A 19966-nucleotide genomic window follows, 5' to 3' on the forward strand; every position below is an offset into this window, starting at 1 on the left:
GGCACTCAGATGCTCAGGTGCCGCTCGAGCAGGACGTCGTCCGCGCGCAGTTCGGCGGGTGTCCCCGACCAGGCGATCGTGCCCGAGTCGTCGATCACGATGACGCGCTCGGCGATGTCCAGCGCGAGGTCCACGTTCTGCTCGGCGATGAGGATCGACAGGCCCGACGCGCGAAGCCCTTCCAGACGGTCCTGGATGACGTCGAGCACGCTCGGCGCGAGGCCTTCACTGGGCTCGTCCATGATGAGCAGCGACGGGTTGGTCATGAGGGCGCGGCCGATGGCGAGCATCTGCTGCTCCCCGCCCGAGAGGGAGCGGGCCATCGATCCGGACCGCTCCGCCAGACGCGGGAAGAAGTCGAAGACGCGCTCCACGCTCCACGGGTCCGCCGCGTCGGCCCGGCGTCGTCGCGGCACGACGGTCAGATTCTCGAGCGTGGTGAGCGATCCGAACACCCGCCGGCCCTGCGGGACGAGGGCGATACCCGCTCGCGCGATGCGGTGCACAGGGAGCTTGGTGAGCTCGGTCCCGTTGAAGACGATCGAGCCGGCCGTCACCGTCGGCGGGCGCAGTCCGCAGATGGCGCGCACGAGCGTCGTCTTGCCCATGCCGTTGCGGCCGAGGAGGGCGACGCTCTGCGCGTCGCCGATCTCGAAGTCGACGCCGTGGAGCACGCCCGCTGTCGCGTAGCCGACGTGGAGACCGGTGACCTGCAGACTCACTTCTTGTCCCGCCTTCCGAGGTAGATCTCCTTGACGGTGGGGTGCTCGCGCACCTCCGCCGGTGTGCCGGTGACGACGTGCCGCCCGTTCTCCATGCACATCACCCGATCGGTGAGACCGAGCGCGAGCGTCATGTCGTGCTCGATGAGGAGGATCGGGAGGGTGCGGGGCAACGCCTCGATGAGGTCGCGCAGAGTCGTGCGCTCCACCGCGGACAGGCCGGCGGCCGGCTCGTCCAGCAGCAGGATGCGCGGATCGGTCACGAGCGCCATCGCGATCTCGAGCTGCCGCTGCTCGCCGTGCGAGAGGTCGGCGACCGTGTCGTCACGGCGACCCACGAGGTCGACCGAGTCGAGCATCTCGAGCGCCCGAGTCGTCACGTCGTCCCGCAGTCCCTGCGTGCGCCAGAAGACCCGGGCCTGCCCCGAGCCGCCGCGCGCGGCGACGCGGACGTTGTCGAGCACCGTCATGTCGCGGAAGAGGTTGGACACCTGGAAGGTGCGCCCGACGCCGAGCCGCGCGCGACGCGCCGTCTCCAGACGGGTCACGTCGCGGCCGAAGAGCTCGATCGCTCCGACCGTCGGCGACACGTCGCCGGCGATCATCTTGAACAGCGTCGTCTTCCCGGCGCCGTTCGGGCCGATCACGCCCATCCGTTCGCCCGCCGCGAGCGTCAGCGAGATGTCGTCGACGGCCTGGACGCCGCCGTAGCGCTTTCCCAGGCCGGTGACGGTGAGTGCGGGGGCGGGTGCTCCGGACCCCTGGGGGTCCGGAGCCTCCGCCGTTGCCGATATGGTCACTCGAGCCCCTGGAAGGTCTGCGAGTACGTCGGCTGTGCCAGCGCCTCTTCGGGCGTGCGGCCCAGCCACTGATCGACGTCCTCGAACGTGGCGATGGGGGTGTTGTAGAAGTTGCCGTCGTCTCCGGCGGTCACTTCGCGCACGTACACCGGGCCGACCATGTTGTTGTAGTCGTCCCACGAGACGCGGCCGAAGATGCTGTCCTCGAACGTGTACTCGGTGATGGCGCTCACGAGCTCCTCCCCGGTGACGAGGCCCTTCTCCGCCAGAACGGATGCCACGAGCGACGCCGTCATGTAGCCGCCGGCGACGTAGGCGCCGGGGACCTTCCCGTCGGAGAACTCCTTGTAGGCCTCGATGAACTCGGCGACGGCGTCGCTGTCACGACCCTCCGCCCAGTAGCTGACCGACTTGACGCCGACGACCTGGTCGCCCATCGCGCGCAGCGTGCCCTGGTCGAGCGAGCAGCAGTTCATGAGGAGCTTGCCGGGGTCCAGCCCCAGGCCCTGGTAGGCGTTGAGGAAGTTCGGTCCCGGAGCACCGCCGGCGGTCGCGACGTAGACCACGTCGGCTCCCGCCGCCTGGATCTGGGAGACGTACGTCGAGAAGTCGGTCGTGGTGTTCGGGAACCAGATCTGCTCGACGACCTCGCCGCCGTTCTGCGTGAAGCCCTGGACGAACCCGGCGCACGACTCCCAGCCGAACGCGTAGTCGGCGCAGAGGGTCACGGCGGTGTCGAAGCCGCCCTCGGTCGCCGCCCACTCGCCACCGGGGTAATTCGCCTGCGAACCGCCCATCGATCCGGTGCGCACCGTGAGGTCGTTCGCGTTGCGCTGGGTGAGGTCGTCGGAGGCGGCGACGGGGTGGAGGTTCGGGATGCCGACGCTGGAGGTGTACTCCGCGACAGCGAGGGCCGTGTTGGCGATGAGCGGGCCGACGATGAAGTCGACTTCGTCCTGCTCGACCAGCTTGCGGGCCTTGGTGAGCGAGGTCTCGGGGTTGCCCGCGTCGTCCTCGACGATCGTCTCGATCGTGATTCCGTTCACCTCGGCGCCGTTGAGCTCCCAGTACAGGTTCCAGCCGTCGACCATCTCCTGGCCGGCGACGGCGAAGTTGCCGGTCGTGGGCGAGATGTAGCCGACCTTGAGGCTCCCCCCGGCTTCGCCGCTCGATCCGGAGGTCGGATCGGGTTCGGCTGCTCCGGGAGGGGCGCAGGCGGTGAGGGCGAGTGCGGTGACCGCCGCGATGCCGGCGGCGACGAGCGCCGATCGACGACCGCGTGTCTTCATTGACGTCATTGCAGGTCCTTTCCTTGGTGCTGTTCAGCGGTGTTGTTCTCGGGTGTGACGGAGGTGTCCGACCGGCCCGGCGGTGGCGGGGACGGCGGTGAGACGGCGGACTCGCGTCGCGCGCGCAGGCGACGGAAGAGCTTCCTCGTGCTTCCGGCGATCCCGGCGCGGGCGAAGAGGATCACGAGGATGAAGATGAGTCCCAGAATCGTGGGCCAGCGGTCGACGTGGCTGGAGAGGACGTTCTCCACGAGCACGACGATGGCCGCGCCGATGAGCGGACCGAGCAGGGTTCCGACGCCGCCGAGGATGACCATGACGATGAGGTGCACGGAGCGGTCGACTCCGGCCGACGAGGGGCTCACGAAGTGGGTGTGCCAGACGGCGAGGAGGCCGGCGAGGCCGGCGATGGTGCCGGAGATCATGAACGCGCCGAGCTTGTACGATCGCACGCTGTAGCCGAGGCTGCGCATGCGGCTCTCACTGTCGCGGATGCCACGCAGGCTCGCCCCGAACGGCGAGTTCCCGACCACGTAGAGGATCGCGGTGGCGGCGACGAACGCGGCCAGCACGACGTAGTAGTAGATCCAGTAGGACCCCATCCATTCCGGGCGCTCGATGCCCGAGATGCCGTTCTCCCCACCGGTCACCGACGACAGCCGGAAGGCGAGGCCGTAGATGAGCATGCCGACGGCGAGAGTCACCATGAGGAAGTAGATGCCGCTGGTGCGCATCGACAGCAGGCCGTAGACGAGCGAGGCCGCGAGCGTCATCCCCAGCGCGAAGACGACCTGCATGCCGGGGTCGAATCCCTCGCGCGATGCCCAGCCGGCGCCGTAGGCGGAGGCCGCCGCGATGCCGGCGTGACCGAGGGAGACCATGCCGCCGTTGCCGGCGAGGAAGTTGACGCTCGCGGCGAGGGTCGCCGCGATGAGGATGGTCGAGACGAGCGAGATGACGAAGCCCGTGACTCCCAGGTAGGGCAGCACGATGGCGACGACGAGCAGGGCGCCGAGGAGCCCCAGGTTCATGAGCTGGACCCGGTCGCGCCGCGGGGCCCCGAAGGTGCGGACGGTGCGGGTTTCGACGATGCGGTTGCTCATCAGGCAGCCTTTCCGAACAGGCCCGTCGGGCGGAAGACGAGGACGAGGGCCATCGGCAGGAAGATCGTGAAGTAGGCGAGCTCGGGGATCCACGCTTTCGCGAACGCGTCGATGAGCCCGATGAGCACGCTGCCGACGGCGGCGCCCGCGACACTGCCGAGCCCGCCGATGATGATGACGACGAGCGCGTACAGGAGCACCTCGTTCTGTACACCGGGGAGGATGCTCTGCATGCCGGCGCCGATCGTGCCCCCGATGGCGGCGAGGGCCGCGCCGACGACGAACATCCCGGTGAAGACCCAGCGGATGTTGATGCCCATCGCGCTGATGATCTCGCGGTCGTCGACGCCGGCCCGCACGACGGCACCGACACGGGTGCGGGTCTGCACGAGGGCGAGGGCGACGCCGATCGCGATCGCCAGCCCGATGACGAAGATGCGGTACCAGGGGTAGGCGAAGTCGCCGATCATGAGCGCCCCGGGGATGCGGACCGAGTTGGGGAGGTTCTGCGGGTCTCCGCCGAAGAACGCGAGGCAGAGGTCGGCGATGACGAAGGAGACGCCGATCGTGAGCAGCACCTCGGGCATCTCCTGTCCGCGCACGAAGCGCAGGAGGACGACCTCGACGAGGAACGCGGTGATGGCGACAGCGGCGATCGAGGCGATCACGGCGACCAGGAGGTTGCCGGTGAGCGTGGCGATGACGACGCCGATGTAGCCCCCGAGCATGTAGAACGCTCCGTGCGCCATGTTCACGATGCGCATGAGTCCGAAGACAAGGGTGAGGCCGCTGGCCAGGAGGAACAGCAGGGCGCCGAAGCTCAGGCCGTTGAGGACCTGTTGGGCGAGGAATACGGGTTCGAACACGCGATCTGTCAGACCTTCCACATCGTCGGGGAGTTGCCTGGGTGCGACCCAGTGAAGCAAGCTGTGAACACTATGTCAAGTAACACTGCACAACGGTCAAGTAACAGTGCACACATGAGGATGGCGCCGAAGAAGTCCGGGCAGGGGGGGCACGCCGAGCGCCGCGCCACGACCTCCTCACGAGGCCGCACGCGTCGCCCAGACGCCGGCGTGAGCAGCCGTCAGGCGGACTCGCCGCGCCCCGCGGGCGTGTTGAGGTGCGACTGCGAATCACGGATGCCGGACAGCGGACCGTTCACTGTGAAGTAGCGGCCGCCGCCGGCGACGAGGAGCTCTTCCGCAGGGAACTTCGTGATCACCTCGCAGCCGTCGGCCGTCACGACGACCTCTTCCTCGATGCGGGCGGCACCCCAGCCGTCGGCGGCGGGCCAGTACGTCTCCAACGCGAAGACCATGCCCTCCTCCAGCACCTCGGGGTGATCGAGCGACGTCAGGCGGGAGAAGATCGGCTTCTCCCAGATGGAGAGGCCGACGCCGTGACCGTACTGCAGCGCGAAGGCGGCCTCCTCGTCGGGGAAGCCGAACTCCTCCGCCTTCGGCCACAGTTCCACGATGTCCGCCGTCGTGGCGCCGGGCTTGACCGCGGCGATCGCGCGGTCCATGTACTCGCGGCAGCGGGTATAGGCATCCCGCTGGGCCGGGCTCGCCGAGCCCACCGCGAACGTGCGGTAGTAGCACGTCCGGTAGCCGTTGTACGAGTGGAGGATGTCGAAGAAGGCCGGATCTCCCGGGCGTACGGCGCGATCGGAGTAGACGTGCGGGTGCGGCGCGCAGCGCTCGCCAGAGATCGCGTTGACACCCTCGACGTACTCCGACCCCTGGTCGTACAGGGACTTGGCGACGAGTCCGACGCACTGGTTCTCACGAACGCCGGGACGCAGGAACTCGTAGAGCTCGTCGTAGGCGGCATCCACCATGGATGCCGCGGTCGTCAGCAGCGTGATCTCGTCGGCCGTCTTGATGCGCCGCGCCTCCATGAACACCTGCTGGCCGTCGACGACGTCGATGCCCTCGCGCTGGAGCGCGAACAGGATCGGCAGCTCGACGACGTCCACCCCGAGCGGCTCGTTCGCGAGCCCGAACCGCTCCAGCTCCCGCTTGATCTTGCGGGCGACCTCTTCGGCGATGCCCGCGTCGGGCGGGAACGCGCCGCGCAGCGTCGAGATGCCGGCGCGGGCACCGGACTCCAGCCGCGGTCGCGTGGCACCGTGATGCGGCGCGTGCGGATCGGCATCCGCTTCCATGTGCGTCTCGTGCAGCCACGGGTTCAGCAGGGCATGGTGCTTCGCGGCCGACCCGAAGTCCCACACGATCGGGTCGGTCTTGCGCGTCACGAGACAGAACCGGATGAGCTTGTCCATCGCCCACGTGCCGATATGCGTCGCCGAGGCGTAGCGGATGTTGGAGAAGTCGAACGCGAGCACGGCGCCGAGCGACGACCTCTCCAGTTCGGCGTGGAGCCGGGCGAGGCGTTCGTCGCGGAGGCGCTCGAAGTTCACGCGCGCCTCCCAGTCGACGCCCATCGTTCCGCGTGTGGCAATGCTCATGATGTTCTCCCTGCGTGGATCGAGACGTGGACGATGGCGGTCAGCTGATGCGCCAGCCGCGGTCGACGTTGAGGCTGTGCGCCGAGACCCCGCGGTTGAAGAGCAGGAACCGGACGGCATCGACGATGTCGGCCATGGTGGCCAGCGCGCCGCCGGGCGTGCGGCTCTCGTAGCCCGCGAGCACGCCCTCGGGCTTGGCCGCCCAGAACGGGCTGTCGCCGATGATGCCGGGGTGGAGCGCGTTGACCCGGATGGGAGCGAGCTCGTGCGCGAGCGTGTTCATGAGCCCGTCGACGCCGCCGTTGATCGTGGAGACCGTCGTCGATCCGGGGTAGGGCGCATCCTTCGCGCGACCGCCGAAGAGCACGATCCCGGTGTCGACCGAGGGTTCCAGCCGGTCGAGCAGCGTGTGGATCGTCTCGGTGTACCCGATGAGCTTGAGGGTGACCAGCCGCCGGGCGCGGGCGATGTCGTACTCCCGCAGCGTGTTGGCGTCGCGCTCGATCGCCGCCAGCACGAGGCCGTCGAGGCGCCCGACGTTGGCGAGCTGGGCGGCGATGCCCTCCGGCTCGGAGACGTCGAGTGCGATGCCGGTCGCCGCCGAGCCGAGCGAGGATGCCACCTCCTCCGCCGTTTCTCGACTGCGGCTCGTCACGACGACGTTGTCGCCGCCGGCGACGAGGTCTTTCGCGAGTTCGAGCCCGATGCCGGATGATCCTCCGGCGACGAGTATGGTCCGTCCGCTCACATCTCCTCCTCGAGACGTTCTTCCAGGTACTGCCAGTCACGCACGAATCGGTACGCGTGTCGGGGGGGCATCTGCGGAGACTGCGTCTCCAGCCACTGCACTTCGGCGCCGGTCGCCTCGAACGAGTGGACGCAGCCGACGCCGGCCCACGCGATGTCGCCCGCCGTGAGGAGGAACTCTTCGCCGTCGAAGCTCGCGCGCACCTCGCCCTCGGTGATGAGATACGCCTCTTCGAGGGGGTGGTCGTGAGGGCCGGCCTTGCCGTCGGGCTCGTAGCGGACCATGAATTGCGTGCCGAGAGTCGCCCCCAGGTCGGAGTCGACCATCATCTTCAGCGTGATGCCGCTGTAGACCAGGAGCGCGGTGCGCATACTCGCCGAGACGGCCAGCAGTTCCTGCGACTGCCGCCCGGGGTTCATGTGCTCGGTCGTGATGTTGCCGAAGGAGCGCGTGCGCGGGTCGCGCGTGTCGACGCGGATCGGCTCGCGCTCGGGCAGCTCGGGCACGCGGTAGGTGTCGGAGCCGTAGCGCGCCCGGGCTGGAGGCGTGAACAGGTCGGCCCACGCGGCATCCGTCTCCCCCACGGCCCGCCACGCGTGCGGCACGCCGATGGGGAGCACGCCGTAGTCGCCCGCCACGAGGTGGACGGTGGCCTCGGGTGTCGTGAGGACGACCTCGCCCTCGATCACGTGGAAGCTCTCCTCGAAGGAGTGCACGTGGGTGTCGGTGCGTCCACCCGGGGCCAGCCGGGTGATGCCGAAGTCGGTGTGGGCGGCACCGTCGTCTTCGCCGACGCCGCGCCAGCGGGTCATGCCGACGGCGCCGGGGGCGAGATGCCCCGGGTCGAGATAGTCCGCTTCTGCGGCACGACGGACCACGAATCTCGCCATGCGCTGCCTCCTCGAGCGTGTGACCGGCCGTCGCGTCTTCGCGACGGCGGGAGACTTCTCGGATGCCGAGTGTTCAGTCTCACTAAACTCAATGTAAACGCTAGGTCCGCCGCCTTGTCAAGCGGCCCGGAGCGACCTCTTCCCATATTCGCGTGAATGCGTCATGCTGAGGGCCACACCCGCGTTTGACCCGACTGTACAAACGCGGAACGACACCTGAACACACCCTCATCTGAAAAACCTGGGCGCTGCTGATCGAAGGAGATAAGCATGTCGAACACACCCACCCCCCGCGCCGGCCAGCCGATCCTGCTCCGCGGCGGCATCGTCCTCACGATGGACGACGCGCACACCGTCATCCCCCGCGGCGACGTCCTCGTCAAAGACGGCGTCATCGCCGAGGTGGGAGTCGAGGTCGAAGCCCCGGACGACGCGCTCGTCATCGACGCGACCGGCGGCATCGTCATGCCCGGCATGGTCGACACCCACCGGCACATGTGGCAGACGGCCATGCGCGCCTACGGCGCCGACTGGACCCTCACGCAGTACTTCGTCTGGTACTACCTGCAGCACGGGGCCAAGTTCCGTCCCCAGGACTACGCCGCCGGCAACCTCATCTCGGCCCTCGACGCCATCGAGTCGGGCGTCACGACGAGCGTCGACTGGTCGCACGGGCTGCGCACCGTCGAACACGGCGAAGCCGCGTACGAGGCGCTGGCCACCTCCCCCGGGCGCTTCGTGTTCGCCTACGGGAACATCCACCAGTCTCCGTGGGAGTGGACCGCCGACCCCGCCGTCCAGCGGCTGCTCATCGCCTCGCGCGACGACTCGCGCATGTTCGGCACCCAGATCGCCTTCGACGTGCCGAACCAGGACGAGCAGTTCCCGGAACTCGCGGCCTACCGCGTGGCCAAGGAACTCGGGCTGCGCGTGACCACTCACGCCGGTGTCTGGGGCGCGACCAACGACTGGGGCATCCGCAACGCCTACGACGCGGGCGTCATGGAGGAGGGCTTCACCTACGTCCACGCCGCGTCGCTGAGCGCGGAGTCGTACCAGAAGATCGCCGCGACAGGGGGCAACGTCTCGCTCGCGACCGAGTCGGAGGACACGTGCGGGCAGGGGTATCCCCCCATCCACCAGCTGCGGAAGTACGGCATCCCCACGTCCCTCTCGGTCGACACGAGCGTGTGGTTCAGCGCCGACCTGTTCTCGGCGATGCGGGCCACCGTCAACGCCGACCGGGCGCTCGAGCACTATCTCGCGCACCGGCTCGAGCCGGCCGAGACGGTCACGCACGTGAAGCTCCGGGCCGAAGACGCCGTGCACATGGCGACCCGTGGCGGCGCGCAGGCGCTCGGCAAGGACGGCGAGATCGGTTCGCTGGAGGTCGGGAAGCTCGGCGACGTCGTGCTGCTCAAGAACGAGGACTCCCCCACCTGGGCACCCCTCATCAACCCGTGGGGTCAGGTCGTGTACCAGGCTCAGCGCGGCGACGTGCACACCGTGCTCGTCGGCGGCGAGGTGGTCAAGTGGGAGGGCAAGGTCACCGCGGGCGACCTCCGCGGTGTCCGCGCCAAGCTCGACGACACGGTCGCCTACCTCGAGCGCGAGGTCGGCGACGACTGGATCGCCGGGCAGCACCCCGACATCCCCGAGTCCGAGGTGCTGTACAACCCCTACCAGTACAAGAAGTGACCGTGCCCGAACGAGACGGGGGCGGGATGCCGGCCGGCGGCGACGCGGCGCGGATCTCCCGGCATCCGGCTCCCGTCTACCCGGGCATCTCCGACAGCGTCCGCGTGCGCACGGGCGACCTGCTCTACCTCTCGGGGGTCGTCGGCCTGGAAGACGACGGCTCTGCGCCGGCCTCGTTCGAGCGGGCCGTCGAACTCGCCTACGCGCAGCTGCGCCGCGCGCTGGGCGCGGGAGGCGCCGCTCCGGAGGACATCGTCCGAGTGGGGGTCTACATCGCGCGGCTCGACGACGAGCGGCTGCGCGTCTGGCGGTCGGTGCGCGACCGGATCATGGGCGGAGGCGACCTCCCCGCGAGCACGCTCATCGGGGTGTACTCGCTCGTCGGCGGCGCCCAGATCGAGATCGACGCCGTCGCCGCCGTCTGACAGCCGCTGCCTCCTACGGCCCCGCTACTGGGCCGAGGATCGCAGCGTCGAGACCTGGTACAGCGCGACGGATGCCGCGATGCCCGCGTTCAGCGACTCCGTCGACCGTGAGATCGGGATGGAGACGATCTGGTCGCACGTCTCGGTGACGAGCCGCGACAGCCCCTTGCCCTCGGAGCCCACGACGATGACGACCGGGCGGTCGGCGAGCTCGAGGGCGGGAAGCGACACGTCGCCGTCGCCGGCGAGGCCCAGCACGAAGACGCCCTGCTTCTTGAAGTCCTTGAGGGTCGCCGTCAGGTTGGCGGCGACGGCGACGGGCACCCGCGCTGCGGCACCGGCGCTGGTCTTCCATGCCGCCGAGTTGACGCTCGCCGACCGACGCTGCGGCAGGATGAGCCCCTGACCGCCGAACGCGGCGGTGGAGCGGATGATCGCGCCGAGGTTGCGGGGGTCGGTGATGCCGTCGAGCGCCACGAGGAGCGGCAGATCGCCGCGGTCGATGATCTCCTCGAGCAGGTCCTGCGGATGGGCGTACTCGTAGGGCGGCACCTTGAGGGCCACGCCCTGGTGCACGCCGTCGAACCCGGCCATCCGGTCGAGCTCGGGGCGGGTGACCTCCAGCACGGGGATGCCGCGCTGGGTGACGGTGGAGAGCATCTCCTTGACGCGGTCGTCCATCTCCACCCGCTGGGCGATGTAGAACGCCGTCGCCGGGATGCGGGCGCGCAGCGCCTCGAGCACGGAGTTGCGCCCCGTGACGAACTCGGTGTCGTCCTCCTTCTTCGCGCGCGGCGCAGAGGAGCGGGTCGTGCTGCCGGGCTTGCCCTTGCCCCCGGCGGCGGCATACCGCTCCGCGGCCGCCTTGCGCTTCCCGGCCGGATGCCAGGCGCGGTCCTCGGCCCTCGGGGTCGGTCCGCGACCCTCCAGCGAGCGGCGGTTCTTCCCGCCGGTGCCCTTCGAGGGGCCCTTCTTCTTACCCTTGCCCGCGGACGGGTTTCCCGGCTTAGCCATCGTTCAGACTCCAATGGGTCCCGTCGGGACCGTCTTCGAGGGCGATGCCGGCCGCCGCGATCGCGTCGCGGATGCGGTCGGCCGTCGCCCAGTCCTTGTTCTCGCGCGCCTGGGCACGCTGGGTGATCATCGTCTGCACCAGGGCGTCGAGCGCCGCCGCCTGGTCGTCGTCGGTGTCGGTGCGCCACTGCGGATCGACCGGGTTCAGTCCGAGCAGCCCCGTCATGCGGCCTACCTGCACGAGTGCGGTCGCCGCGCCGGCGCGGTCACCGGCATCCAGGGCGCTGTTGCCCGCGCGCACCCGCTCGTGGACGACGGCGAGCGCCTGCGGCACGCCCAGGTCGTTGTCGAGCGCCGCCGCGAACTCCGCCGGCACGTCGGCCGCGGTGAGGGGGTGCGGCGTGCCGAGCACGCGGGCCGCGCGCTGCTGGAACGTGCGGATGCGGTCGAGGGCAGCTTCGGCCTCATCGAACGACGAAGAGGTGATGTCGAGGCTCGAGCGGTAGTGGGCGGCGACGAGCGCGTAGCGCACGACGAGCGGATCGTGGTCGCGGAGCACGTCGTCGGCGAGCAGGAAGTTGCCGAGCGATTTCGACATCTTCTGGTCGCCCACGGTGACCAGGCCGTTGTGCACCCAGTAGCGGGCGAACGGGTCGCCGGCGGCCGTCGACTGGGCCAGCTCGTTCTCGTGGTGCGGGAAGCGGAGGTCGAGACCGCCGCCGTGGATGTCGAACTCGGGCCCGAGGTAGCGGCGGCTCATCGCCGAGCACTCGATGTGCCACCCGGGACGCCCCGGCCCCCAGGGCGAGGCCCACACGGCCGACGCGGGCTCGTCGGCCTTGGCGCCCTTCCAGAGGGCGAAGTCGCGGGGGTCGCGCTTTCCGCGAGGGTCGGCGTCGGTCGCCGACTCCATCGCGTCGATCGACTGACGCGTGAGCGAACCGTACGACGGCCACGACCGCACGTCGAAGTACACGTCGCCGCCCGCCTCCGAAGTCGACGCGGGATACGCGTGCCCGGCGGCGATGAGTCGCTCGATGAGCTCGATCATCTGCGGTACGGATGCCGTCGCCCGCGGCTCGTAAGTCGGGGGAAGGATGCCGACGGCGGCATACGCGCGCGTGAACTCCTGCTCCATGCGGTAGGCCAGCGCCCACCAGGGCTCCTCGGTCGATGCGTTCGTCAGCACCTTGTCGTCGATGTCGGTGACGTTGCGGACGAACGTCACGCGCCCGAACCGGTGGGCGAGCCAGCGGCGGAGGATGTCGAAGCTCAGCGCGGCGCGGACGTGCCCGATGTGCGGGCCGGACTGCACGGTGGGTCCGCAGACGTAGACGGTGACGTTCGTCGGGTCGAGCGGCGCGAAGTCGCGCAACGCCTGAGCCTGGGAGTCGTAGAGCCGGACCGTCACCGCACCAGCCTACCGGCGCGCACCCGGTAGAACTGTAGGGTGCTCGCCGTTCTCGCCGTCCTCGCCGCCGCCGTCCTGTTCGGCACGACGGGCACGTCGCAGGCGCTGGGACCGGGCGACACGACCCCGCTGTCGATCGGCGTGATGCGCCTCGTCGTGGGCGGCACCGCCCTCGCGGCGGTGGGCTTCGCCCTCGCACGTCGGCGCACGCGAGAGCGGCGCAATCCGCTGCCCACCTGGCGCGCGGTCGCCCTGATGGCGCTGACCGGGCTGTGCCTGGCCGCCTACCAGCCGCTCTTCTTCCTCGGCACCGCCCGCGGCGGGGTCGCCGTCGGCACGGTCATCGCGCTCGGGTCGGCGCCGGTGCTCGCGGGCCTCCTGGAGTGGGTGCTCACGCGCCGCCTCCCGTCGGCCACCTGGCTGGGGGCCACTCTGCTGGCCACCGTGGGCGTCGTCGTGCTCGGTGTCGGCGGCACGGCGGGTGGCGCGGGGGCTGGCACGGGGGGCGCCGATGTGCTCGGCATCCTGGGCTCGGTCGGCGCGGGAGCCTCGTTCGCGGTGTTCGCCAATGCGCAGCGCCGCCTCATGGACGCGGGCTGGGACCCGTTCACCGTGGCCGGGGCGATGGGCGCATGGTCGGCGGGCTTCGCGCTGCTCGCGCTGCCGTTCATCGACATCGGCTGGGTCGCCGACCCTCGCGGTCTCGCCTTGACACTGTGGCTGGGTCTCGCCACGATCGCCGTCGCGTACACGCTCTTCACCTGGGGCCTTGAGCGCCTCACCGCCGCCACCGCGGCGACGCTCACCCTCGCCGAACCGCTGACGGCCAGCATCCTCGGCATCGCGGTGCTGGGCGAACGTCTGAGCCCGCTGGCGATCGGCGGTCTCGTCATCCTCGCTGCGGGCCTCGTGCTCCTCGCGTGGGGCGCACGCCGGCGCGACCCCGCGCCGTTCGCCGTCGAGGGCTGACGAGGGCTGACGGGTAACGCCGACGAAACCTGCGCCTGGCATCCTGACGACCGTGACTCTCCGCATCGTCGTCGACGACCTCACCGGCGACGCGACCCTCCGCCTCATCGCCGCGCACCTCGCGAGCATGCACGACCTCACCCCGCCAGAGAGCGTGCACGCACTCGACCCGGGCGCGCTGGCAGACCCGGCGGTGACGGTCTGGTCGGCCTGGGAGGGCGATCATCTCGTCGGCATCGGGGCGCTGAAGCAGCTCGATCCGCAGCGGGGCGAGCTGAAGTCGATGCGGGTCGACGACCGCTTCCGCGGAACCGGGGCGGGTCGCGCGCTCCTGCGCCACATCGTCGATGCGGCGCGACAGCGCGGCATCCGCTCGCTGTGGCTCGAAACCGGCGCCGACGAGGGGTTCCTTCCCGCGCGACGTCTCTACGAGAGCGAGGGGTTCGCGCCCTGCGGTCCGTTCGCCGACTACCGGCCCGACCAGCTGTCGGTGTTCATGACGCGCGTCCTCTGACGCGCGTCATGAACACCGACAGGAAATACGAGGGCCACCGCGAAAGCGGCGACACCCTCGCCGGTACCGGTGAAACCGAGCCCATCGGTCGTCGTGGCCGACACGGAGACGGGAGCCCCGAGCGCCTCCGACAGCACCCGCTCGGCCTCGACCCGGCGGTCGGCGAACCGCGGGCGCCGCGCCTGAACCTGCACCGACACGTTGCCGATCGCGAATCCCGCCTCGGCCACGAGCGCCCGCGTGCGTTCGAGGAACGCCGCCGCATGCGCCCCCGCGTACTGGGGCTGATCTGTGCCGAAGTGCAGACCGATGTCGCCGAGTCCCGCCGCGGCCAGCAGCGCATCGACGATCGCGTGCGCCACGGCATCCCCGTCGGAGTGTCCGTGCAGCGCCGTCTCGCCCGGCCAGTGCAGCCCCGCGAGCCACAGGTCGCCCTCGCCGCCGAACGCGTGAACATCGGTCCCGATGCCGACGCGCGGCACCGTCACGCCGGTCGACGCGCCCGCGTGCCGAGGGGCGGCGGCACGCACGGTCGACTGCCCGCTGTGGAGGATGCCGCGGGCGCGCTCCAGGTCGGCGGGCGTCGTGATCTTGAAGCCGCGTTCGTCGCCGGGCACGGTGACGACGACGTGTCCGGCGGCCTGCACGAGCGCGGCGTCGTCGGTGTGATCGCCGTCGGCTTCGGCCATCGCCGCGAAGAGGACGTCGCGCCGGAAGCCCTGCGGTGTCTGCGCGGCGGCGAGCTCGGAGCGGTCGACGGGGGCGATGACCTCCTCGCCCGCGACACGTTTGACGGTGTCGACGACCGGCAGCACCGGCAGCACCGCATCGCGTCCGGCCTCGAGCGCGGACTGCACGCGCGCGAACACTTCGGGCGGGGTGAGGGCGCGTGCGGCGTCGTGCACGAGCACGAACTCGACGTCGGGCCAGACGGCATCCAGACCCGCGGCGACGGACTGCTGTCGGGTGTCGCCGCCGGCGACGACCGACACGAGGTCGCCCCGCGACGCACCGTCGGCCGTCTCCGCCACCGCTTCATCGACCTCCGTGCGCGCATCGCCCACCCGGTCGCGCGGCACCACGATGACGATCTGCGCGGGTGAGGCGGCCAGCACGCCACGCAGCGCGTGTCGGAGGATCGTGTGCGCGTCGATGCCCACGAACGCTTTCGGGGCGTCGGCGCCCAGGCGCGTGCCCGAGCCGGCGGCGACGACGACGATCGCGGTGCGGGGACGGGCGATCTGCGCGCTGCTCATGCCCTCGACACTACCGAGGCGGCGCGCGTCCGCGCGGCGAAGAGCGGATGCCGCAGCAGCACGACCGACACCGTCAGCAGCACGGTGCCGCCGACGGCGAGCGGCAGGTCGAGGAACCACTGCATCACGGCGAACGGCGGCGCGACGGCGCACAGCCACGCGATGCCCACGACCACCGGGCTCGGCGAGGGGCCGAGCGTGCCCAGCGCCTCCCACCGGGCGATGAGGACCGAGAGCGCGAGCACGGCCGCGAGCACGACGACGAACATCAGCGGCCGTGACCACCACCACGCCGCCGAGGAGGGCGTCGGTGCCGCGCCGGGGATGAGGAGGGTGACACCGGTGACCGCGAGGATCACGGGCAAGTGCCACAGGTACACGGTCATGAGCCGCGTGCCCAGGAGGAACAGGAATCCCTGCACCGCGCGTACGCGCGTGAGCCGGGTGAGGGCGGGGCGCAGCACCCGGAGCAGGCACGCCTGGGCGAGCCCCAGCAGCACGAGCGGCAGAGTGGGCGGATTGAGGTTGCCCAGCATCGACGGCGAGTACGGACCCCAGGCCACCAGGGGCCACAGCGCGAGACCGCACGCCGCCGCGATCAGCAGAAGGATGCCGGTCGGGCGGCGGTCGAACCAGCCGTCGCGGTACCAGAACCCGAGCTGCTGGATCAGCGGCCACACGAACAACAGGTTCAGCAGCCCGATCTCGGTGACACCGGTCGCGAACCGCGCGATATCGACCACGACGACACCCGCCGCCAGGACGGCGACCGTGCCGCGCGGTGCGCGCTCGTGGAGGCGCACCAGGACGGGCACGAGCGCCTGGCAGATGAGGTAGGCGGCGAGGAACCACAGAGGCGATCCCGCGCCGACCGCCGCCGCTGCGACGAGGTCGGGCGCGATGCCCGCCAGCGTCGTCGCGCCCAGCACGAGCGCGAAGAACGCGAAGACGGGCAGCGCCGGTTGCGCGAGGCGCAGGGTGCGCGTGCGGATGAACCCGACGGCATCCCCGCCTTTGCGCGTCCACGACGCCCAGCCCGCCGCCGAGGCGAAGCCGCCGACGACGAAGAAGAGCGGCATGATCTGGCCGACCCACGTCGCCGCGTCGAACCACGGCTCCTGCTCCGCCGGCCGCGACGTGACCAACTGGCCGTCGGGACCCGGACCGATGCCCACCATCAGGAGGTGGACGACGATCACGAACACGACGCAGAGGACGCGTGCGAGATCGAGCGTCAGATCACGATCGGACAGATCGGGCCGCGTCGCCGGTGAGGCGGGAGTGCTCATCGCACCATCATGGCGGGCGCGCGACGGAATCACCGCGAACGCGCGGTGCCGCGACGGGAGACCGTCAGCTGGCGAGGACGTCGTCGAGCACGCTCGACGCCTTCTCCTCTTCGGTCTTCAGCGCGAGAGCGATCTCGGACACGAGGATCTGGCGCGCCTTCGCGAGCATGCGCTTCTCACCGGCAGAAAGACCGCGGTCCTGGTCACGGCGCCACAGGTCGCGGACGACCTCGCTCACCTTGATGACGTCGCCGGACGCGAGCTTCTCGAGGTTCGCCTTGTACCGGCGCGACCAGTTCGTGGGCTCCTCGGTGAACGGTGCGCGCAGCACGTCGAACACCTTCTCCAGACCGTCCTTGCCGATCACGTCGCGAACACCGACCAGATCGACGTTCTCCGCCGGGACCTCGATGATGAGGTCTCCCTGCGTGACGTTGAGCTTCAGGTATTTCTTGGTCTCGCCCTTGATGATCCGGTCTTTGACCTCGATGATCGTCGCGGCGCCGTGGTGCGGATAGACGACCGTCTCGCCAACCTCAAAAAGCATGCAGTTATGTCCTTTCGGCAACCTCAAGGATACCACAGCGCAGATAGGGTAAGGTTCGCCGCCTGACCTCGGCGACGCCCCACCCGGCGCCTCCCGCACGGCTTCAGTCTGCACGAAACCGGATCTAGGATGGACTCGTCAGCCTGTCGCATCCAGTCCTGGAGGACCCGTGATCTCGCGCCGCCTCGCGCCCCTCGCCCTCGGAGTCGCCGTCGTGCTCGGCGCGACCGGTTGCTCGATGATCTCCCCGCAGGCGACGACGATCGAATACTCCGCGTCCGACGGCGTCAACGTTCCGGCATCCGGGCCGCTCAAGATCCGCAACGCGATGGTCATCGCCAACGAAGACGGCACGCTGGGCAACCTCGTCGCTGCGATCGTCAACGACACCGACGAGCCGCAGACCCTCAACGTGGGTGTCGGCGGCCGCGTCGCGACCGTGCAGGTCCCCGCGCGCACCGCGGTCAGCCTCGGCGTCGACGAAGACCCGCTCCTCATCGACGCGCTCGGCGTCAAGCCCGGCGAGACCGTCGACATCGCCTTCCAGTCGGGCGACGGCGCGGGGGTCGAGATCGCGGTGCCCGTGCTCGACGGCACCCTCCCGCAGTACGCCGAGTTCGTGCCGGTCGCCGCTCCCGCCATCGGCTGACCACCCGCGCGAGCTTTCGCCTCGCACGGCCGTTCCCCGCCTCTTCGCCGGCGCTCGCCCGCGCTCGCCCGCGTCAACCTGCGGGTGTGCGCCGCGCGCACTCGCAGAACGACGCAGACGGATGCCCCTGCCGAGGGATGGCCCCTGCCGACGGATGCCGCGACGGCGACCCTGCGGTCAGCCCTCGAAGCGGTAGCCGAGGCCACGCACCGTCAGGAGCATGACGGGCTCGCTCGGGTTCTCCTCGATGCGCGAGCGGATGCGCTTGATATGCACGTCGAGCGTCTTCGTGTCGCCGAAGTAGTCGCTCCCCCACACGCGGTCGATGAGCTGACCGCGCGTGAGCACGCGACCGGCGTTGCGCATGAGCACCTCGAGCAGCTCGAACTCCTTGAGCGGCATGGGGATCTCCGCGCCGCCGACGGCAACGGTGTGACGGTCGATGTCGATGCGGACGCGCCCTCCCTCGACGATCCGGTCGTCGACGTCGAGCTCCGGACCCTCCGCGCGGCGGAGGACGGCCCGCATCCGGGCCAGCAGCTCGCGCGACGAGTACGGCTTCGTCACGTAGTCGTCGGCACCGAGTTCGAGACCCACGACGATGTCGACTTCGGAGTCCTTCGCGGTGAGCATGATGATCGGCACCGCCGAGGTCGTGCGGATCACCCGGCACACCTCGGTGCCCGGCATCCCGGGGAGCATGAGGTCCAGGAGCACGATGTCGGCACCGCGCGCGGTGAACGCATCGAGCGCCGTCGGGCCGTCCTCGGCGATCTCCACCTCGAACCCTTCCCGTCGCAGGAGGTAGGCGAGCGGGTCGGCCAGGTCGGGCTCGTCCTCGACGATCAGGACGCGGGTCATCTCTTCTCTCCCTTCACCCGCGTGGTTTCGCGGGTGGACTTCTTCTTGTTCTTCTTCGCCGACCGCTTCTTGCGGCGCGGTGCCTGCTCGGGGGCGGCGACGGCCGCGAGGCGGACGGTGAACGTCGAGCCCCGGCCGGGACGCGACCACAGCTCGACCTCGCCGCCGTGGCGCTGCACGGCGTGCTTGACGATCGAGAGCCCGAGGCCGGTGCCCCCCGTGCGGCGCGAGCGTGCCTGATCGGCGCGATAGAAGCGCTCGAACACGCGCGCCTGCTCCCCCTCGGGGATGCCGATACCGCGGTCGGTGACAGCGATCTCGACCGCGGCGTCGACGACTTTCACTCCTACCCCGACCTGCGAACCCGCCGGGGAGTAGGCGATGGCGTTGGCGATGAGGTTGGCGATCGCCTCCGTCAGCACCTGCACGTCGCCGCGCACGTAGGCGCCCCGCTCACCTCCGCGGACGATCGTGATCTGGTTCGCCTCTGCGGCGACGGCCTGCGACTCGACGGCGGCCGTGAGCACTTCGTCGACGGAGACGTCGCGCAGCTCGGTCAGGTCGTCGGCGGCCTGCAGCCGCGACAGGTTCATGATCCGCGAGGTCAGCTGCCCGAGGCGCGCGGCCTCGGCGCCCAGGCGACTCGCGAAGTGACGCACCTGGTCGGGGTCGTCGGCGGCCGACTCGATCGCCTCCGCGAGGAGAGTCACGGCACCCACGGGCGTCTTCAACTCGTGGCTCGTGTTGGCGACGAAGTCGCGTCGCATCTCCTCGACGCGCTCCCGCTCGGTGATGTCGCGGATGACGAGGAGCGTGAGCCTCGGGGTGATCCCGCTCGCGCGTGCCACGACCGAACGCAGCTCCACGCCGCGGCGGAGGCGCAGCGTCTCCACCTCGGGACGGCCGGTGGTGCGGCTGGCGCGTACGAGGGAGCGCAGCTCCTCCGCCGCCAGCAGTTCGCCCTCGCTCATGCCGAACAGCTCGGCCGGCGACGAGGCGGCGACGATGTGCAGCGACGAGTCGACGACGACGGCCACCTCATCCATCCCCTGGAGCACGGAACGCGTCCCGTCGGGCAGATCCGTGGACGCCTGAATCCGAGCGGCATCCCGCGCGCGCAGGGCGAGCAGCAGGAGGCCCGCCAGGGCGCACCCCAGGAGGGCACCCACGCCGAGCGCGATCAGCGCCAGCTGCGTCGAGTCCATGAGCCCAGCGTAGAGTCGCTGCGACGACGCGAAATGCCTCCTGCCGCAAAAGGCGGGTCGCCCTCGCGCAGTGTTCACCGACGCGGCACCGTTCGTTAACCTT

The 19966-nt window shown here is 70.2% G+C and carries 20 protein-coding genes; 5 read left to right on the forward strand and 15 right to left on the reverse strand.

Annotation, left to right across the window (positions count from 1 at the left end):
- Positions 1-5: 5 nt before the first annotated feature.
- The 8 genes from P0Y48_07265 to P0Y48_07300 form a co-directional block, all read right to left on the reverse strand.
- Positions 6-722, reverse strand: coding sequence for an ABC transporter ATP-binding protein (locus P0Y48_07265; GenBank protein ID WEK12284.1), 717 nt, complete (start codon positions 720-722; stop codon positions 6-8).
- The gene (locus P0Y48_07270; protein ID WEK12285.1) at positions 719-1522 is read right to left on the reverse strand and encodes an ABC transporter ATP-binding protein; all 804 of its coding nucleotides are present in this window, start codon (positions 1520-1522) and stop codon (positions 719-721) included. The genes P0Y48_07265 and P0Y48_07270 overlap by 4 nt, the downstream gene beginning before the upstream one ends.
- A complete protein-coding gene (locus P0Y48_07275) occupies positions 1519-2820 on the reverse strand; it encodes an ABC transporter substrate-binding protein (GenBank protein ID WEK12286.1) in 1302 nt (433 codons plus the stop codon). The genes P0Y48_07270 and P0Y48_07275 overlap by 4 nt, the downstream gene beginning before the upstream one ends.
- Positions 2817-3914, reverse strand: coding sequence for a branched-chain amino acid ABC transporter permease (locus P0Y48_07280; GenBank protein ID WEK12287.1), 1098 nt, complete (start codon positions 3912-3914; stop codon positions 2817-2819). Before P0Y48_07280 ends, P0Y48_07275 begins: the two co-directional genes overlap by 4 nt.
- Complete coding sequence (locus P0Y48_07285) at positions 3914-4780, reverse strand: branched-chain amino acid ABC transporter permease (GenBank protein ID WEK12288.1); 867 nt, start codon at positions 4778-4780, stop codon at positions 3914-3916. Before P0Y48_07285 ends, P0Y48_07280 begins: the two co-directional genes overlap by 1 nt.
- A 221-nt stretch (positions 4781-5001) precedes the next feature.
- Positions 5002-6387, reverse strand: a complete 1386-nt coding sequence (locus P0Y48_07290) for a Xaa-Pro peptidase family protein (GenBank protein ID WEK12289.1) — start codon at positions 6385-6387, stop codon at positions 5002-5004.
- Between the two features lie 40 nt (positions 6388-6427).
- Positions 6428-7135 (reverse strand): SDR family NAD(P)-dependent oxidoreductase, encoded by a 708-nt coding sequence (locus P0Y48_07295; protein ID WEK12290.1) that lies wholly within the window; start codon positions 7133-7135, stop codon positions 6428-6430.
- Positions 7132-8025 carry a cupin domain-containing protein gene (locus P0Y48_07300; GenBank protein ID WEK12291.1) on the reverse strand — a complete coding sequence of 298 codons (894 nt, stop codon included), beginning with the start codon at positions 8023-8025 and terminating at the stop codon, positions 7132-7134. Before P0Y48_07300 ends, P0Y48_07295 begins: the two co-directional genes overlap by 4 nt.
- Positions 8026-8295: 270 nt before the next feature.
- On the opposite strand from P0Y48_07300, the gene P0Y48_07305 reads away from it, so the two are divergent.
- Together P0Y48_07305 and P0Y48_07310 are read left to right on the forward strand one after the other, a co-directional pair.
- Positions 8296-9723, forward strand: a complete 1428-nt coding sequence (locus P0Y48_07305) for an amidohydrolase family protein (GenBank protein WEK12292.1) — start codon at positions 8296-8298, stop codon at positions 9721-9723.
- A 2-nt stretch (positions 9724-9725) separates the two neighbouring features.
- Entirely contained in the window at positions 9726-10148 is a 423-nt protein-coding gene (locus P0Y48_07310; protein WEK12293.1) for a RidA family protein, read from the forward strand.
- Positions 10149-10172: 24 nt separating this feature from the next.
- Here P0Y48_07310 and rlmB read toward each other — a convergent pair whose 3' ends face one another.
- Together rlmB and cysS are read right to left on the reverse strand one after the other, a co-directional pair.
- Positions 10173-11162 carry a 23S rRNA (guanosine(2251)-2'-O)-methyltransferase RlmB gene (gene rlmB / locus P0Y48_07315; GenBank protein ID WEK12294.1) on the reverse strand — a complete coding sequence of 330 codons (990 nt, stop codon included), beginning with the start codon at positions 11160-11162 and terminating at the stop codon, positions 10173-10175.
- Positions 11155-12573, reverse strand: a complete 1419-nt coding sequence (cysS, locus tag P0Y48_07320; protein WEK12295.1) for a cysteine--tRNA ligase — start codon at positions 12571-12573, stop codon at positions 11155-11157. Before cysS ends, rlmB begins: the two co-directional genes overlap by 8 nt.
- Positions 12574-12612: 39 nt before the next feature.
- On the opposite strand from cysS, the gene P0Y48_07325 reads away from it, so the two are divergent.
- Positions 12613-13542, forward strand: coding sequence for a DMT family transporter (locus P0Y48_07325; GenBank protein WEK12296.1), 930 nt, complete (start codon positions 12613-12615; stop codon positions 13540-13542).
- A 52-nt stretch (positions 13543-13594) separates the two neighbouring features.
- Positions 13595-14056, forward strand: a complete 462-nt coding sequence (locus P0Y48_07330) for a GNAT family N-acetyltransferase (GenBank protein ID WEK12297.1) — start codon at positions 13595-13597, stop codon at positions 14054-14056.
- Here P0Y48_07330 and ispD read toward each other — a convergent pair.
- The 3 genes from ispD to P0Y48_07345 all read right to left on the reverse strand — a co-directional run bounded on the left by ispD (position 14011) and on the right by P0Y48_07345 (position 17148).
- Positions 14011-15312: a 2-C-methyl-D-erythritol 4-phosphate cytidylyltransferase gene (gene ispD, locus P0Y48_07335; GenBank protein ID WEK12298.1), complete on the reverse strand. Its 1302-nt coding sequence runs from the start codon at positions 15310-15312 to the stop codon at positions 14011-14013. The genes P0Y48_07330 and ispD overlap by 46 nt on opposite strands.
- Positions 15309-16601, reverse strand: coding sequence for an acyltransferase (locus P0Y48_07340; protein ID WEK12299.1), 1293 nt, complete (start codon positions 16599-16601; stop codon positions 15309-15311). The genes ispD and P0Y48_07340 overlap by 4 nt, the downstream gene beginning before the upstream one ends.
- Before the next feature lie 64 nt (positions 16602-16665).
- Complete coding sequence (locus P0Y48_07345) at positions 16666-17148, reverse strand: CarD family transcriptional regulator (GenBank protein WEK12300.1); 483 nt, start codon at positions 17146-17148, stop codon at positions 16666-16668.
- Positions 17149-17317: 169 nt separating this feature from the next.
- On the opposite strand from P0Y48_07345, the gene P0Y48_07350 reads away from it, so the two are divergent.
- Positions 17318-17797, forward strand: coding sequence for a DNA modification methylase (locus tag P0Y48_07350; protein WEK12301.1), 480 nt, complete (start codon positions 17318-17320; stop codon positions 17795-17797).
- Between the two features lie 177 nt (positions 17798-17974).
- Here the strand turns inward: P0Y48_07350 and P0Y48_07355 are convergent, their stop codons facing one another.
- Positions 17975-18658 (reverse strand): response regulator transcription factor, encoded by a 684-nt coding sequence (locus P0Y48_07355; protein WEK12302.1) that lies wholly within the window; start codon positions 18656-18658, stop codon positions 17975-17977.
- Positions 18655-19863 carry an ATP-binding protein gene (locus P0Y48_07360; protein ID WEK12303.1) on the reverse strand — a complete coding sequence of 403 codons (1209 nt, stop codon included), beginning with the start codon at positions 19861-19863 and terminating at the stop codon, positions 18655-18657. The genes P0Y48_07355 and P0Y48_07360 overlap by 4 nt, the downstream gene beginning before the upstream one ends.
- Between the last annotated feature and the right edge of the window lie 103 nt (positions 19864-19966).

It is taken from the genome of Candidatus Microbacterium phytovorans (assembly GCA_029202445.1).
GTDB lineage: Bacteria > Actinomycetota > Actinomycetes > Actinomycetales > Microbacteriaceae > Microbacterium > Microbacterium phytovorans.